General features: G+C 48.3%; 15 protein-coding genes and 1 pseudogene. 1 reads left to right on the top strand and 15 read right to left on the bottom strand.

What is annotated here, in order from left to right:
- Positions 1–11 precede the first annotated feature (11 nt).
- From AC6B99_RS14485 to AC6B99_RS14475, 3 genes are all read right to left on the bottom strand, one after another.
- Positions 12–1,259: an MFS transporter gene (locus AC6B99_RS14485; protein WP_496663581.1), complete on the bottom strand. Its 1,248-nt coding sequence runs from the start codon at positions 1,257–1,259 to the stop codon at positions 12–14.
- A gap of 137 nt (positions 1,260–1,396) precedes the next feature.
- Complete coding sequence (locus AC6B99_RS14480) at positions 1,397–1,846, bottom strand: GNAT family N-acetyltransferase (protein WP_063892601.1); 450 nt, start codon at positions 1,844–1,846, stop codon at positions 1,397–1,399.
- Positions 1,847–1,880: 34 nt separating this feature from the next.
- Entirely contained in the window at positions 1,881–2,627 is a 747-nt protein-coding gene (locus tag AC6B99_RS14475) for an RNA polymerase sigma factor (RefSeq protein ID WP_056037841.1), read from the bottom strand.
- A gap of 191 nt (positions 2,628–2,818) precedes the next feature.
- On the opposite strand from AC6B99_RS14475, the gene clpP reads away from it, so the two are divergent.
- Positions 2,819–3,403, top strand: coding sequence for an ATP-dependent Clp endopeptidase proteolytic subunit ClpP (gene clpP / locus AC6B99_RS14470; protein ID WP_056037843.1), 585 nt, complete (start codon positions 2,819–2,821; stop codon positions 3,401–3,403).
- A 426-nt stretch (positions 3,404–3,829) separates the two neighbouring features.
- Here the strand turns inward: clpP and AC6B99_RS14465 are convergent, their stop codons facing one another.
- From AC6B99_RS14465 to AC6B99_RS14410, 12 genes and pseudogenes are all read right to left on the bottom strand, one after another.
- On the bottom strand, positions 3,830–4,342 hold the full coding sequence (locus tag AC6B99_RS14465; protein ID WP_046233197.1) for an acyl-CoA thioesterase: 513 nt from the start codon (positions 4,340–4,342) through the stop codon (positions 3,830–3,832).
- Positions 4,343–4,412: 70 nt separating this feature from the next.
- Entirely contained in the window at positions 4,413–5,372 is a 960-nt protein-coding gene (locus AC6B99_RS14460) for a nucleoside hydrolase (RefSeq protein ID WP_494863890.1), read from the bottom strand.
- Positions 5,373–5,539: 167 nt separating this feature from the next.
- The gene (gene ilvB, locus AC6B99_RS14455) at positions 5,540–7,270 is read right to left on the bottom strand and encodes a biosynthetic-type acetolactate synthase large subunit (RefSeq protein ID WP_496663580.1); all 1,731 of its coding nucleotides are present in this window, start codon (positions 7,268–7,270) and stop codon (positions 5,540–5,542) included.
- 807 nt (positions 7,271–8,077) lie between these two features.
- Entirely contained in the window at positions 8,078–8,857 is a 780-nt protein-coding gene (locus AC6B99_RS14450; protein ID WP_494863891.1) for an ATP-binding cassette domain-containing protein, read from the bottom strand.
- Between the two features lie 37 nt (positions 8,858–8,894).
- Positions 8,895–9,677 (bottom strand): ATP-binding cassette domain-containing protein, encoded by a 783-nt coding sequence (locus AC6B99_RS14445; protein WP_056039024.1) that lies wholly within the window; start codon positions 9,675–9,677, stop codon positions 8,895–8,897.
- 66 nt (positions 9,678–9,743) lie between these two features.
- A complete protein-coding gene (nikC, locus tag AC6B99_RS14440) occupies positions 9,744–10,613 on the bottom strand; it encodes a nickel transporter permease (protein WP_056037855.1) in 870 nt (289 codons plus the stop codon).
- Positions 10,610–11,551, bottom strand: a complete 942-nt coding sequence (gene nikB / locus AC6B99_RS14435; protein ID WP_496663591.1) for a nickel ABC transporter permease — start codon at positions 11,549–11,551, stop codon at positions 10,610–10,612. The genes nikC and nikB overlap by 4 nt, the downstream gene beginning before the upstream one ends.
- A 4-nt stretch (positions 11,552–11,555) precedes the next feature.
- On the bottom strand, positions 11,556–13,157 hold the full coding sequence (nikA, locus tag AC6B99_RS14430) for a nickel ABC transporter substrate-binding protein (protein ID WP_496663579.1): 1,602 nt from the start codon (positions 13,155–13,157) through the stop codon (positions 11,556–11,558).
- 396 nt (positions 13,158–13,553) lie between these two features.
- Positions 13,554–14,060: a hypothetical protein gene (locus AC6B99_RS14425; protein WP_496663578.1), complete on the bottom strand. Its 507-nt coding sequence runs from the start codon at positions 14,058–14,060 to the stop codon at positions 13,554–13,556.
- 242 nt (positions 14,061–14,302) lie between these two features.
- Positions 14,303–14,458 (bottom strand): annotated as a pseudogene (locus AC6B99_RS14420) (IS110 family RNA-guided transposase); the annotation flags it as partial.
- A gap of 134 nt (positions 14,459–14,592) precedes the next feature.
- Positions 14,593–15,078, bottom strand: a complete 486-nt coding sequence (locus tag AC6B99_RS14415) for a MarR family transcriptional regulator (RefSeq protein ID WP_056037865.1) — start codon at positions 15,076–15,078, stop codon at positions 14,593–14,595.
- Between the two features lie 36 nt (positions 15,079–15,114).
- A complete protein-coding gene (locus tag AC6B99_RS14410; RefSeq protein ID WP_056037869.1) occupies positions 15,115–16,029 on the bottom strand; it encodes a DMT family transporter in 915 nt (304 codons plus the stop codon).
- Positions 16,030–16,053: the final 24 nt, after the last annotated feature.

Genomic DNA, 16,053 nt, shown 5'->3' with positions numbered 1-16,053 from the left:
GTAAGGTCGTGTCAATTGTTTTTCATTGAAATGTTTTGGGAGACCGCTTCCGGCTTGCTCCAGCCCCGCTTTTTATTTTTTGCAGCCGCCGTCATGCTAATGATCATGTATACGAGCAAAAAGATAATCATGACGCCAGCAGCGCAGCGATACATCGTTTCATAGCTCGTTGCTGAGGCAATAGCGCCTAACAAAATAGCACCTGTAGCTACGCCAAGATCGGTTGCATTGTAGAACATGCTGTTCACAGCTCCATGCTGCTCCGGACTTGAGCTGCGCAGCATCCAAGCTTGAATCGTTGGCTGGACAGCACCGAATCCTAGACCATACAGCAGGGCCGATACGATCAGCAGCGAAATGGAAGTTGTAAACGATAGCACCGTCAAGCTTGCAATGACACATAATGCACCAGGAATAAGTACCGCGGCATGCCCTTTGCTGTCAAACAGTTTGCCAGAAATCGGACGAACAATAATAATCGTCACCGCATTAAACAAGAAAAACAAACCGATTTGATTGATCGCAAGCTTTTCTCCGTACAAGGCGATAAAGCTTAATATTCCGCTGTATGTAATCGACAGCAGTATATTTAATAGCGCTGGAAACACGAGCTGGAAATTAAAAGGCGGCTTGCTCGCGGCAGCCCGTTTCCGCTCTTCCTGATTAAGGCGCGGAGGCTCTGGCGGAAGCGGACGAAAAACCAAAAGAATCGGGATAATCAGCAGTATAGCTGCCGTCCCCGTTATGCTTAACGCCTCAAATCCGAATTGCTTCCAAATATTCAGCCCAATCATTGGTCCAATGGACATCGCAATGCTGGTGGATAAGCCAAAATAGCCAATTCCTTCGCCGATTCTTCCAGCGGGAATAATTTGCGATACGAGCGTTGGTATAATCGTACTGGCTATGCCAAAGCCAATGCCATAAAATACACGCATGATAAGCAAGGAGCCTACGGAATCTGCCGCGATATATAGGGCGGTAAATAGGGCCGCAAGCACAATGCCTGTGTACAAAATGGCCGATCGCGGCATTCTTTTCATCACAAATGCCGTCATAAAGCGCGTCAAAATCGCAGAAACAGCAAACACGCTCGTCACGAGGCTGACCGATACGTCGCTTGCCATAAAAGTGCTTTTCGTATAAGCCGTAAGCGGAGATAGAAGAAGCTGCAAATTAAAGAAAACTAAAAAAGAGCACACGGTAAGCGTAATAAAATTAGTAGTCCATAAGCGCGGGCGTTGTTCTTGAGACAGCATGCCGTTCCCCCTCATTGATGCAAAAGCAATATAGTTGTCTTAAACAATTATATTTCAGACAACTATTACTGTCAATGAAAGTGGCATGACTTGGATCGCTTGTTAGACACTGGACTGCACTCGCTAATTATCAGTAATTAATTACCTAATTCATGCATAGTTAGCTTTTTCACAAACCGATAGCCCGTAATATCAAAGCCACGGGCTTCATAAAAAGCATGAGCCTTCTTGCGCGATTCTTTAATTCCGCTCGTTAAATAGAGCGCACTTGCGCCCCTTTCCCTCGCCCATTGCTCTGTATATGCAACGAGCGCAGTGCCGATTCCGCTCCCTTGCTCCGATTGCTTTGTTACAAGCAGGCTGATTTGGACGACCATGCCATCCTCCTCATAATAGAAAATGTCACGGCAGCCAATCATCCCGACCGCTTGCCCATCTCGCACCGCAACAAACGTATAATAAGACGGAATGGAAGCTATTTTTTCCATACGGGCGCTGAGCGCTTCTTTATTCGTTGGGTAGCCCAGATCGGCCATGAGCTCGATAACTGCCTCCACATCCTGCTGCTCATATGAACGTATGAACATAGTTGATTTTCCTCCTCTGCTATCCCATAAACGATTAGGCTGCATTGTGTATAAAAGCATATTCCAGCTCCATATTCCTCGCTTCTGCTGGAACCGTCTGGCGCCGTGATGAAAGGCGCCCCAGCTCATGCTGGGCCATATGGATGGCCAGCTCTGGATCATTTTCGCTAAGCTGCATTAAAGCGGCAACTGTCTTCATATTGCCTAACAAATAGGCGGAGGCCAGCGCCCGTACATAGGTTTTCATATGCTCCTCCTGCGGCTGGGGCAGCCCATCCTGAAGCAGCTGCTGGCGCACAGCTATAAGCGCTTGCCTGGCACGGTGAAGCGCCGCTTTTACCGCCCCATCCGTCATCCCCAATATTTCCGCAGCTTCGATGCTTGAGCATCCGTATACGTCCCGCAGCATAAAAACAGCCCTTTGCGCAGCTGTCATATGCTTCACCAGCACATGAAAAACAATCTCAAGCTCGCTAGCATCTTGATTATTTATTGCGTTTCCCTGCTGATGCAAATGCAGCATTTCTCCGCTTATTTTTTGCCAGACCGCTTTTCTGCGGCTTTGGTCAATCCAGCTATTTTTGGCAATGCGCCGCAGCAGCGCTTCGGGATTCTGATGGCTGGCGGCATCTACAACGGGGCTCGCTTTCAGCCACGATTCCTGCGCCAAATCATCGGCATCCCAGCTTGAGCCTGTCAGCGAGATGCTGTACTTGCGCAGCGATACCAGCTGCTGACCGGTATATTCGTTCGGTAAGGCGGCTTTATTTTTCAAATGCATGGGACACGCTCCTCTTTACCAGATTCCGGGCGAAGACGCGGCAGAACCGTTTATTTTATAAACGAATGAAGCCCCTAATAAGATACGCGGATGAGCAAAAAAAAGCTTGCAGCGCTGCATATCCTTTTGGCCCCCGATAATCGTTTACTAAGTGAAAGCAAACATCAAACGGAATAAATGGAGGTAAACCTATGACCAATTATGTGCCTTACGTAGTGGAGCAAAGCGCGCGCGGCGAAAGATCCTATGATATTTATTCACGACTGCTGAAAGATCGCATCATCTTTCTCGGCTCAGCCATTGACGACCAACTCGCGAACAGCATCGTTGCCCAGCTGCTGTTTCTCGCGGAGGAAGACCCGTCGAAAGACATCAGCATCTATATTAATAGTCCGGGCGGCTCTACTTCAGCGGGCTTCGCCATCTATGACACGATCCAATATATTAAGCCGGATGTCAGTACGATATGTGTAGGGCTTGCAGCATCCTTCGCCGCTATTTTACTGCTTGCGGGTGCTGAAGGCAAGCGCTTTGCCCTGCCCAACAGCGAGGTAATGATCCACCAGCCGCATGGCGGTGTCCAAGGCCAAGCAAGCGATATTGCGATTTCTGCCAATCGGATTATTCGCATTAGGGAGCATCTCAACCAGATCGCCGCCACGCGAACCGGCCAGCCGCTGGAGAAAATCCAGCTGGACATGGACCGCGATTATTTCCTCTCCGCAGAGGAGGCTGTTCAATACGGCATCGTGGATCGCGTCATTACGACCTTATAAGAAAAACGCCTGGCGGCGTCCTTTCTATGAGACGCCATCGTTTTGGCGAAACGTATAGAGAAAGGATGAGAACATTCATATTCTTACCCTATACGTCAAGCGTAAACGGCAATAGACAGCAACGCCCCTTTCGGCTTATCGGCTCGAAGGGGCGTTGCTGCTATTCTGATTCTATTTAACGGTTCTGCCATTGCGTCGCCATGACATTCACTCTCATCTGCTTTATAATATAGAAAGAATTGATGAAAGTTGGTGTCCATGTGAGCGGCAAAAAAGCAGTTTATATCGTTTTAGGCATATGTACAGGCCTCGCCTTGTTTGTATACACATGCATTCAGTACGTCCTGTCCTTACGACCTTAATCGCAGCAGCAATACGAACCACCGCAAGCACGATCTATTACACTCTGACAGCTATCATTCACACTCAGTCCCAAGGATGCTTAACCGTCAAAAATTCAGCAAAGCGTTTACTCTGCTCGCGGCGGGTACGGCGCATTTCCGCCCGCTGCTCTGCTGTCTCAAACAGCTTAAGCTCCTCTTCCGTTTCGGGAACGACCGCTGGCACAGCTACCGGACGCCTGTCCGAATCAAGGGCAACGAACGTCAGAAAGGACGTCGCCGCCACTTCTCGCTCTCCGCGCAGCAAATCCTCTTTCACCACTTTAACGAACACTTCGATGGAAGAACGGCCCGTCCAAGTAACGAACGCTTCTAGACATACGGAATCCGTTGGGCGGATGGGGTATAGAAAATCGACCGAATCCGTCGAAGCGGTAACGACGGAACGGCGGCAATGCTTCGTTGCCGCAATGGAGGCAATATCATCGATATAGGCCATCAGTTTTCCGCCAAACAGCGTATTATGATTGTTCACATCGGTTGGAAACACCCTTGCTGTTTTATAACATCTAGATTCCCGCGAAAAACGCTGCTCCATCTGCCAAAATCCTCCCTTAATTACGTACACTTAACTTAACTTAACTTAACTTATCTTTCATTCTCTTGCTTTATTCGCTCCAGAATACCGACATCATTTGGCGAATCGCTCTGGCCGAATCCACCTCAACGCAAAATTCCACACTTCTGCCCACAGATGGACGTGGTCTTCTGTCTGTTACAATCATACCCGCTGTCAGCCCGCTGCTGCAATCAACGACGGCATTAAATTTTTGTGTCGTAACGAGCGACGGATTAAGCGCTACAAGAACAGCAAGCGCATCATGCATTGGACATTCCTCAATGAAATAGTTCACCTTCCGGTAAAACTCAAAATAAACGCCCAGCGATTCATTCAAAAAGCGGATGATAGCTTGCTTATGTTCCGGCGCGTAGCGGACAAGCTTCTCCAGATCAGCTCCAGTAAGCCTTGTGGGAACAGTTACATCCAGCCCGACAATCGTGAGTGGAACATTCGATGCAAAAACAGCCGCTGCCGCTTCAGGATCGGCATAGATGTTAGCTTCTGCAACTGGCGTGACATTGCCGGGTGCAAACAGCGTCCCGCCCATCGTCACCACCTGTTTCAGCTGCCCCGCAAGCTCGGGCGCTTTTTCCAGCGCAAGCGCCAAATTCGTCATCCTGCCCGTCGTCACCAGAGTGAGCTCTCCTGGATTTTCCGCAGCTTTGCGAATGATGAAATCGACCGCATTTTCCTTCAGCGGCTGTTGGGAGGAAGGCGGCAGTACAGCATCCCCAATACCATTATGCCCATGAATATGCGCATCCGTACCACGCGAAGGCCTTACGGTAGGCGCTACCGCCCCTGCTGCAACTGGCACCTCGTAGCCGCAATTGGCAAGCTGCACGACTCTTAGCGTATTATCTGTAGCTTGCTCCACCGTCGTATTTCCGTACCCTGTCGTAATGCCCTCCACCTTAATTTCAGGAGAAAGCAGCGCGTATAAGATCGCGATGGCATCATCGACCCCAGTGTCTACATCGAGTAAAATTCTTTTTCTGTCGCTCATCGCAAGTCTCCCCTTACTCATTGTGTCGAAGCAGCCATGCTCAGGCTCGGCACCCGCTTCATTCCTCCTCATTGTAAACGATGAAAGCTGACACTGACAAAGCCTATCTGCACAAAACGACAGTATTTATTTAACCACATAAAATAAATGGCTGCTCAGCCGCTTTATTATTCAAAATCTCCCATAATCATCTGATCCAATGTCGTTCCGGCTAAAACCATCGGATATACATTCTCTTCGGTCGGCACGACAAACTCAACAAGCACAGGTCCTGGTGTGTGCAGTGCCTCCTCCCAGACGCGAATGGCCGCTTCTTTAGTGCTTGCTCTTAGCCCCTTAATGCCATACGCTGCAGCAAGCTTAACGAAATCAGGGCTGCCGGCAAGATCGATCTGGCTATAGCGCCTTTCGTACATGAGCTCCTGCTGCTGCTTAACCATGCCAAGCACTTGATTGTTAATAACGACGATTTTAACGGGAATCTGGTTGATCGCACATATCGCCATCTCTTGCGCACACATTTGCATGCCCCCGTCACCGTTTATGGAGACAACCAGTCGGTCTGGGTTTCCGATTTGAGCACCGATAGCAGCGGGGAAGCCAAAGCCCATTGTACCTAGGCCTCCGGAGGTAATGAGCGAGCGGGGATGCTTGAATTTATAAAATTGCGCGGACCACATTTGATGCTGCCCCACGTCCGTCGTAATAATCGCATTTCCTTGGGTCGTCTCATGAATCATTTCAATAACAAATTGTGGTTTAAGCTCCGTATCGGAATCCTTGTACCTCAATGGATACAGCCTTTTATTTTGCTGCACTTCAGCAATCCAACTGCTCGATTGCGAGCTTACCGCGAGCGAATTGGCATATTGCAGCACAGCCTTTATATCTCCGATGCATGCAATATCCGTTTTAATATTTTTGCCAATTTCAGCTGGATCGATATCGATATGGGCAATCCATTTTGCTTGCGGAGCGAAGCCATCGAGCTTCATCGTCACCCGGTCATCAAATCGTGAACCTATTGAAAGGATGAGGTCAGCGTTTTGGATAGCCATATTCGCCGCATACGCGCCATGATGGCCTGGCATACCCAGCCATAAATCATGTGCACTTGGGAACCCCCCCAAACCAAGCAAGGTCGTGGCAACTGGAATATTGGTTTTGTTCGCAAATGCGATAAGCTCATCGGAAGCATTTGAATAAACGACGCCACCACCCGCTATAATAACGGGTTTTTGAGCTTGGGCAATCGCCTCGATTAATCGATCTATCTCCGCATGATTCGGAATCGGATTGCCGTGATAACCGCGTATATGAATAGGGCTAGCAGGCTTAGCCGGCATTTTCTGATTTGATACATCTTTTGGGATGTCGATTAAAACCGGACCTTTCCGCCCCGTGCTTGCGATATGAAACGCTTCATGGATAATGCGCGGAAGCTCCTGTGCGTCACGAACCAGATAACTATGCTTCGTTATTGACATCGTCATGCTAACGATATCGGCTTCCTGAAAGGCGTCCGTACCCATAACCGCTGTTGAGACATTGCCCGTAATAATAACTAATGGCACAGAATCATAATAAGCAGTCGCAATGCCGGTCACTAGATTCGTCGCGCCTGGACCAGAGGTTGCGATGCAAACGCCCACTTTCCCAGTTGACCTCGCATAGCCGTCAGCCGCATGAATAGCCCCTTGCTCGTGCCGGGTCAAAATATGCTTGAAAGCCCGATTATGAACCATTGCATCATAAATATACAGGACATTTCCGCCCGGGTAGCCAAATACACAATCTACCCCTTCCATCAGCAAGCCGCTTAATAGCATTTCCGATCCGGTTACCCATCTCTGATCCTGCTGCTGTAATTCGCTCGTAAGTATAGTTGATTTAACCATGTGACTGCCTCCTTAAAATATAAATAGCCCCTCTCATCCGCAAGCGACGGCAAACTTCTGCCATGCTTAAGGGACGAAAGGGGCAATCATTTCGTGGTACCACCCTGATTCACTGAAATCCTGCGATTTCAGTCTCATGAGATAGGGCCATGCCCTACCTGCCGCACAGTAACGTGTGCCATTCCGTTTGAGTCTACTTACGGGGCCCAGCGCACACAGGCTCCGCTTTCCATCAAAAGCTCCGAGATGACGACATACAAGAATTATGGCAAAGGTCTCAGCACTCCCCCTGCTCTCTGAACATAATCGCTAATGCATGTTTTCTCTTCCTCGCTTTTCCTATTTTCGGAAATAGAAAAACCCCTCTCATCCGCAAGCGATAGCAAACTTCTGCCATGCTTAGGGACGAAAGGGGAAAGTTTTCGTGGTGCCACCCTGATTCACTGGAATCTTGCGATTTCAGCCTCATGAGATAAGGCAAAGCCTTACCTGCAGCACGATAACGAGTGCCATTCCGTTTGAGTCTACTCACGGTAGCCCTTGTGAACACAAGCTCCGCTTTCCATCAAAAGCTCCGAGACGACGGCATACAAGGATTACGGCAAAGGTCTCAGCACTCCCTCTGCTCTCTGAACATAATCGCTTTCGTATGTTTTCTCTTCCTAGCTTTTTAAGATGGTTTTGATAATAGCACAGTTTCTAAAATGTTTCAAATTATAATTTTCTGACAAATTTGATAACCAGCAAAAAAGCCTATTTTTGTTCCGTAGCTCTACCCCGTTTTCTATGCTGTTTCAGACAAGACGGCTAGCTCGCCGCCTCCACCAACAGCTTGGTGTAGAGATGCCGCTCTTGGTGTGTCAACTCGGAGCTCGCAAACTCGTCAATCATTTCTCCATCCTTCATGACAATCATTCTATCGCTCATATATTGGACAGAAGCTATGTCATGGGAAATAAACAAATAGGACATACCCAGCGTTTGCTTCAAGCTTTTGAGCAGCTGCAAAATTTGCGCCTGAACGGATACGTCGAGGCTTGAGGTTGGTTCGTCACAGACGAGCAGCTTCGGGTTCAAGCTGATCCCCCGCGCAATGGCAACCCGCTGCCGCTGCCCGCCGCTGAGCTCATGCGGATAACGGGCCAAATGATCCATAGGCAGGCCGACCAGCTCTAACAGCTGCGCCGCCAAACCGAGCCTATCTGAGCGATCTCCCGTCAGAAAAGGCGGCATTACCTTTGGAAAATTATCCAGCGGCTCCATGATCGAACGCCAAATGGGCATTTTGCTGTTAAGCGCGGCGTTCGGGTCCTGAAATACGACCTGCACATGCTGCCGCTGCTCTCTAAGCGCTGCCCCCTTTAGCTGAAGCAGGGGTACATCATCCAGCCATACTTCACCGCTATCCGGTCGCTCCAGCGCCAAAATCACTTTGCCTAATGTGCTTTTTCCGCTGCCGCTTTCGCCAACAACGCCAAGACATTCTCCCCTGGCAATTTGCAGCGAAATTTCTTTCAGCGCATAAACCTGCTCCTTCGATTTCATAAAGGTTTTACATAAACGCTCTACGCGCAACAAAGGCTGCATCTACTTCTCACCCCCTTATTTCTCATAGTTAAATCATTTATGTTATATAAGGCCTTGCATTCAATAGCTGCTGCGTATACTCGTGATGGCAGTGATACAAAATATGCTCTGCTGTATCCAGCTCAACAATATGCCCATCCTTCATGACGGCTATCGTCGAAGCTCGTTTCACCACATGCCGCAGATCATGTGAAATGAGCAGCACTGCGCAGCCCGTTCGCTTCTGAAGACTGGCCAGCACATCCAGCACCTTTTCGCCAGAAAGCACATCCAGCGCCGTCGTCGGCTCATCTGCTATAAGCAGCGAAGGCTGAAGCATCATCGCCGCAGCGATGGCAGCCCGCTGAAGCTGCCCCCCGCTCAGTTGGAACGGATAGCTGCTGTAGACACGCTCCGCGGGCAGCCCTACCTGCTCCAACCATTCCAGCGCATGCACCTTCGCCTGCCGCCTTGTCAGCTTCTCATGAGAACGCAGCGTTTCATTCATCTGCTTGCCAACCGTAATAAATGGCGTAAAGCTCTCCTGATAATTTTGAAAAATAAATCCAATTTCGCGTCCACGCAAACCTCGCCGCTTCTTATCCGCCCACTCTAGAACATTGTCGCCGCGAAACCGAATTTCCCCACTGCTTATGCCAAGTGAGCTAGACATCAAGCCAAGTACAGCGCTTGCGGTTACACTTTTGCCGCTGCCGCTTTCCCCTACGAGTGCAAGTGTCTCGCCTCTAGGGATGACGAAGCTAACACCATGAACGAGCGGGCGCTGCTGCTTCCCCTGCCGTGTGAAAATTTGCAGCTGTGAAACCTCCAGCACTGGCATTTCCTTTTCCATTAATTGCGGTATCAGGTCATACGCCTCCTTTCCCTAGCTATCGTTGAATCAATATTAGCGACTGCGGACATCCAACGCTTCGCGCAGCCCTTCACCGAGCAGATTGCAGGCAATGACGATCGCCATAATGGCAAGTCCCGGATAAATCATGAGCTGCGGCGCAGATTGAAAATAAGGTCGGCCATCATTGAGCATGGCGCCCCATTCCGGTGTTGGCGGCTGTGCGCCAAGTCCCAGATAGGAGAGCATCGAGATGATCATAATGATTTTCCCAATATCCAGTGCCGCCAACACGATAACAGGAGAGATTATTTGCGGCAGCAAGTGGCGGCGCAAAATCGTCCACGTGCTGCAGCCCGCAACCTTTGCCGCCAGCACATATTCCTTCTCGCGCTCAGATAAGGCGACGCTGCGCACAACCCTGGCGTAGCCGATCCATTTCACCAGCACAATGGCAAAAATCAAATTAGGCAAGCTTGGCCCGAGAAAGCCGGCAAACGCGATAGCAAAAATAAATTCCGGCAGCGCCCCCATGCCATCTACAAGCCGCATAATAATCGAATCGAAGCGTCCGCCGATATAGCCCGAAATAAGCCCCAGCGGTACACCAAGCGCGATTACCGTGACAATGACAATGGCTGAGATGCCTAATGTGAGCTGCGCACCTATAACAAGCCTTGTGAAGATGCATCTTCCGAGATGATCCGTTCCGAGCGGGTATTGCCAGCTTGGGGAGAGCAGCCGTTCTCCCATTTGCACAGTTAAAGGATCATTCGGCACAATAATCGGTCCGAACAGCGCAAGCAGCACGATAATTCCAAGCAAGCCCATGCCCAGCATCATCGTACGGTTATGCAGCATTTGCCGGCCTGTTTGGCTCCGTCTTAGCGGCAGTGAAAGCTCAGCGGTTATTTTCCCATTCATGAGGCGGCTCCCTTCCCTAAGCGAATTCGCGGATCAAGCAAGCTGTAGCTAAGATCAACTAGCAGATTGACGATGACAACGAATAGCCCCGTCGCCAGCACATACCCTTGAATAATCGGATAATCCCGTTCAAAAATCGCTTCAAGCGCCAAGCTGCCAAGGCCTGGCCAAGCAAATAGCGTTTCAATGACGACAGAACCTGCGAGCAAATTTCCGAAGCTGACGCCGAACACCGTAATAACCGGAAGCAGCGCGGCACGCAGCGCATGTCCCATCAATATGCGCCGTTCAGCTAGCCCACGTGCCCTTGCTGCTTTAATATAATCCTGGGACAGGCTTTCCAACAGCCCAGAGCGCAGCAGCCTTGCATAGACAGCAGCCATTGCAAAGCCGAGCGTAATGGATGGCAAAATCATATGTGCGAAGCTGCCCTTGCCGCTTGTCGGCAGCCAACCTAGCTTTAAGGAAAATAAGTAAATGAGCAGCAGTCCCATCCAAAAGCTCGGAATCGACGCACCAACAAGTGCAAGTACCCGGCTTACATGATCCGGCCAGCGGTTGGGATAGCGTGAAGCAATGAGGCCGAGCGGTAGTGCTATGGCTACCATAACGACCAAGCCACTAGCTGTGAGCTGAATAGTTGCCGGCAGCTTATCCAGCAGTTCATCCAGCACCGGACGGCCTTTTAAATATGAAGTGCCAAGATCAAGCTGGATTAGCCCGAGCATCCATTTTCCGTATTGCACAAGCACGGGCTGGTCGAAGCCAAGCTCCTCGCGGAGCGCAGCTTCATCGGACTGTGTAATCGACATTTCATCGGCATGCAGCAATGTAAGCACCGGGTCGCCAGGAGCGAGCTTCATCAGAATAAAAATAACTAAGGATAAAATGAAGAGTACAAATACCAGTTGAATCAAACGTTTTTTTATGAGCTGCAGCACGTTAAGACACATCCATCTTGTTTGTAACTAAGTAATATTCTTCAGGTCCTGCCGTCCAACCCGTCACCTTCTTGTTCATGCCTACAATTACGTTTGGATAGACCGCATAGGAATGCAGAGCCTGCGCTTTAATTACCTGTACGGCAGCTTGGGTAAGCTTTACGCGCTGCGCTGCCTCACCCGTTGCATTCAGCTGTGCAATGATTGCGCTCAGTTCGTCGCTGTTAATATTAGCCGGATTAAGCGAACCGCCCACTATAAACGCCGAGTTTAGGAAAAAGCCTCCATCCCCGCGCGGTGCTGTCAAATTGCTGTAGGTGGCCAAATCCCAATCGTTATTTTCGCGCAAATACGTATCTACATTTTCAACGTTCTTTATCGTTAACGTTACGCCAATTTTAGCGGCATCGGATTGCAGGAGCTGGGCAATGAGCGGAAGCTCTGGCCGGCCTTTATAAGTAACGAGCTCAAGGGTCAGCGGCTTTCCATCCTTCTCCAGCTTGCCGCTGCTGCCTTGTGCATAGCCAGCTTGTTCGAGCAATAGCTTGGCCTTTTCCGTATCGAGCGGCTGGACCGCCTCCTTGCTGCCGAAAGGCAAACTCGCGTTAAATGGACCATTGGCAGGAGAAGCATTGCCCAGCATAACGTCCTTCGCCATGCTTTCACGGTCAATGAGCAAGTCCAGCGCCTGTCTGACCAGTACGTCTTTTAAAGCAGGCTGCTGTTGATTGAAAAGCAGGAAATGCGCACGCAAGCCAGCAAGCGACTCTATTTTCAACTCCTGATTCTGCTTAATGACGTCGACCATTTCGGCTGGAAGCTGAAAAGCCAGATCGGCCTCCTTCGCCTGAAGCGCCAGTGCCCGTACATTGCCGTCCTCATTAAATTTGAACGTAATTTCTTCAAGCTGTGCGGCACCATCCCAATAGCTGTCATAACGGGCCAGATTTATTTCCATATTCGGCGTGAAGCCTTTTACTTGAAAAGGGCCTGTACCGACTGGCGCTTTATTAAACGCTTCGGTGCCCATTGCTTGCTCAGCCGCCACATCGATAATTCCGCTATATGGATTTACAAGCTCGGATGGAAAAGCTGGCAGAGGCTCCGTAGTCGTAACGGTAAGCTCTTGGCCTTCCGCCTTCATAGAAGCGATCTTAAGTGTCGTGTCCAGCGCCTTGTTCACGCCTATGCCGCGTTCAAGCGAAGCTTTAACAGCGGCCGCATCAAGCTTGGCGCCATTATGAAAGGTAACACCTTCACGGATTGTAAGACGCCACGTTGAGGCATCTATCGACTCCCATTTGGATGCTAGCCACGGCTGAAGCTCCAGCTTATCATCCATGCGTACAAGCGTTTCAACAACGCCCGCTTTCAAAACAATATAATCATTATGCGGATCCAAACTTCCGCTCTTAAAATGGTAGAGCAGCGTCAGCTTTTTTCCCGCTTTATTTTCCGCAGTAGCAGTGTTTTGACCAGCATTTCCCGTCTCCGAAGATGGATTTGCAGCTTTTCCGCAGCCTGCAATGACCATGGACAGAATGAGCAGCAGGATGGTCATAAAAAATCGTTTATTCCTTTTATTCTCTTTCCATAACAGCATAACCAAGCTCCCTCTCCCTTTCGGGCATGTCTTTCGCTATAAATATATGTAATCATTACGATTAGCATCCAAAGAAAAAACGAGCACTGTAGCTCGTTATCTATTCGTAATATTTACTATCAGGAATGATACCATGGCCTTCATTAATGTGTCAATCGATTGCAATTAACTTTTTTGCTGAAAAACAAGCGTAAACGGCTGTCTCCATCCTCTGGCGGCAAAGCTTCCGTTTCGAGGTTGAAGGATAAGCCGATTATAGGGGGTAGCTTATAAATGCTTATATTTAAAAAAGCTGCTATGCATAATTGCATAACAGCTTCGCTTGCAGCTATTCATCAAGTCCAGAGTTAGGGTTATGTGTTCCTTGGCTCGAAAGCCCTGGATTCACACTCTGGTTTACGGGATATATTGCTGAACAATTTTCACAATTTCCCCGTCTTTAATCGTAACGTGATAAGGGAAATTTTTCAATTGAAAAGGATCATCGGAACTCATAATCGAGACAAATTTGTCTACAGTGATTGGCTCATTCCATTGAATGTCCGCTTCTGCTGCGTTGCCCGTGCGATTGTAAATTTGCATGAATACTTCAGCATCTGCTGCAATCGGCAAGTCGTGAAGCTGAGGATCGTCATTAACAATGTAGTAGCCGTCTGGGGCATCCGTCATTTCAGCATCTTGTTCATGCTGGCGGAACTGGACGCTAGCCGCCTCTCCTTCGTACCACTGAATTTCATCATATGTAACAACGAAGGCATTATTTTGTTTGATTATATGATCCATATAGACGGTTGTCTGATTAATCGGGCTGGTGGATGCATTGCCTTTGCCATTGTCTACGGCCAAACCAAGTGTTAATAAACAAGCGATGGCGAGTGCTGCGCTGAGAATTGCTTTTTTCATTTTGTACCGCTCCCTTACTCGTTTCTATGCTTATAACTATACAACGCAGATGCGGCGAAAAGTGTTGCAAAAAAGAAACAAAATTAATTTTTTCTTTTTTGACGATTGGCGTAAATTGCTGTAGGGTACGTCCGCTGGCGGAGTCTTCAATCAAGGTGCGAAGCCGCTTCCTGCTCCCTGAAAGCCGCTTCCTCCTCTGGTGCCAGTACAATATGCTCCGGCTACTGCTCATACGCATATACGTTACTAAATGAGAGATGTCGATTCGAGAGCACGATTTCCCGAAAATTCGTAGCTTGCACCACATGAGTTTCTTTAGCCATATCGATACCTACAACAAGATGAGATGTGCTAATTCGTTCAATTCGTTGTTTTTGTAAATCCCCCTCGGTATTCATTCTGAGGAGGATTATCTTATAGGCAGTGAAGGGGACGAAGATGGGGAGGACTTGACGCTTACTTATTGTCCTCAGACAAAAAAACGGCATCTTGTTTTAAGCTGCCGTTTTTGTTCCTACACCGTACAAATTGCTTAATAATCCCATTCCGTCAAGTCTTGCATTAGGTTTCTCGCAAAATTGAGCTGTTCATCTGTGTATTTATCCAAAAGCTTCATAAAGCGCTCTTCAATTTCATGATGGATTCGATTGTGAATAAGATGAACTTTTTTGCCTTTTGGAGTCAATCTATAATAAACTTCTTTTTTATTATCGTTAATCTGCTGTCTTTTTACCAGTTCAAGCTTCAATAGCTTTTTACTAATTCTTGTGATGGAGCCTTTCGTTAATCCGGTTTTTTCGGAAATGGAGGTTACATTGATCGGGGAGAAATCTCCGATACATGCGATTAGGTGAATATCCGACAGAGTCAGATTGCTCTTTTCGCCAAATTCCTTTTCGAAATTTTGCAATTCTTCGCGCATTCGGACTGCGAACTTGCTATCCCTCATCTCCTGTTGGCTAACAAGATTTATAAAGTTTTTGAATATCCACTGTTTAGATAGATCCGTTGGCTGCATCCGTTTCGTCTCCTCTATGCATGACTCTCCTCTCCATTATACATGATTGTTTTGCGTAAAACATTCGGGGCGGCTTGATTTCGGAGTCCTCGTCGACAAGATAATCCCGCAAATGGTGACAAGGGCGCCAATTAGCTGAGCCGTACCTATTCTTTCGCCCGATAAGGCAGATATGGCCATCGTTGAGATGGGAACGATATTAAAGAACAACGACGTTTTATTAGCGCCGATACGTGATATACCTTGATTCCACCATAAATAAGCTAGTACAGAACAGAATAAAGCCATAAAGATCACGGCTAGCCATGCTTCCATGACCTTAGCTGAAGTCGCTTCCCCCGTAGTAATAGAAGAGTAAGGCAGAAAGAACAATGCACCTACTGCCATTGTTATGGCGGTTGTTGCAAGAGGCGAGCCGTTGCCGACATATTTTTTGCCGAGGATTCCATACAAAGACCAGAGTGTAGTGGCAAGCAATACGTATAAGTCACCTTTCGAGATCAATCCCAGTTCAGTCAGCAAACCATTCGTAAGAACTAATAACACTCCCAAGAAAGAGATCACGATTCCTCCAATTTGGCGAAAGTTAATTTTCTCCTTTAATAAGAAAACAGACAGGCAAATCGTAAGCATCGGATTGGTAGCCGTTATTAATGATGTGTTGATGGGGCTTGTAACCTCTAATCCTTTAAACAAGAAAATATTCATTAAAAAGATCCCGACGATCCCCATTAGGAGATAAATCAGAGCATAGGGTTTGATCAATGACCAGGTGGGTCGCTCCTTTACCCAGTACAAAGCAAGAATGACCACACCAGCTATAATAAATCGCCAAGCTGCCACTTGTGTCGGACTCATCACTTCTACAGCAATCTTTCCGGCGTTAAAGTTTGCTCCCCAAAAAATGGCCGATAATGTGAGCGTAATGTAAACAACTGGAACTTTCTTCATAAGGACTCCCCCAAATAAAAAGCT

Source organism: Paenibacillus liaoningensis (genome assembly GCF_059609455.1).
The sequence above is the reverse complement of the archived record's forward strand: the minus strand, read 5'-3'. Positions and strand labels throughout refer to the sequence as shown.

Coding starts and splice junctions, on each gene's coding strand:
- AC6B99_RS14485 (WP_496663581.1), bottom strand. CDS start 1,259: ATGCTGTCTCAAGAACAACGCCCGCGCTTATGGACTACTAATTTTATT.
- AC6B99_RS14480 (WP_063892601.1), bottom strand. CDS start 1,846: ATGTTCATACGTTCATATGAGCAGCAGGATGTGGAGGCAGTTATCGAG.
- AC6B99_RS14475 (WP_056037841.1), bottom strand. CDS start 2,627: ATGCATTTGAAAAATAAAGCCGCCTTACCGAACGAATATACCGGTCAG.
- clpP (WP_056037843.1), top strand. CDS start 2,819: ATGACCAATTATGTGCCTTACGTAGTGGAGCAAAGCGCGCGCGGCGAA.
- AC6B99_RS14465 (WP_046233197.1), bottom strand. CDS start 4,342: ATGGAGCAGCGTTTTTCGCGGGAATCTAGATGTTATAAAACAGCAAGG.
- AC6B99_RS14460 (WP_494863890.1), bottom strand. CDS start 5,372: ATGAGCGACAGAAAAAGAATTTTACTCGATGTAGACACTGGGGTCGAT.
- ilvB (WP_496663580.1), bottom strand. CDS start 7,270: ATGGTTAAATCAACTATACTTACGAGCGAATTACAGCAGCAGGATCAG.
- AC6B99_RS14450 (WP_494863891.1), bottom strand. CDS start 8,857: ATGCAGCCTTTGTTGCGCGTAGAGCGTTTATGTAAAACCTTTATGAAA.
- AC6B99_RS14445 (WP_056039024.1), bottom strand. CDS start 9,677: ATGCCAGTGCTGGAGGTTTCACAGCTGCAAATTTTCACACGGCAGGGG.
- nikC (WP_056037855.1), bottom strand. CDS start 10,613: ATGAATGGGAAAATAACCGCTGAGCTTTCACTGCCGCTAAGACGGAGC.
- nikA (WP_496663579.1), bottom strand. CDS start 13,157: ATGCTGTTATGGAAAGAGAATAAAAGGAATAAACGATTTTTTATGACC.
- AC6B99_RS14425 (WP_496663578.1), bottom strand. CDS start 14,060: ATGAAAAAAGCAATTCTCAGCGCAGCACTCGCCATCGCTTGTTTATTA.
- AC6B99_RS14415 (WP_056037865.1), bottom strand. CDS start 15,078: ATGCAGCCAACGGATCTATCTAAACAGTGGATATTCAAAAACTTTATA.
- AC6B99_RS14410 (WP_056037869.1), bottom strand. CDS start 16,029: ATGAAGAAAGTTCCAGTTGTTTACATTACGCTCACATTATCGGCCATT.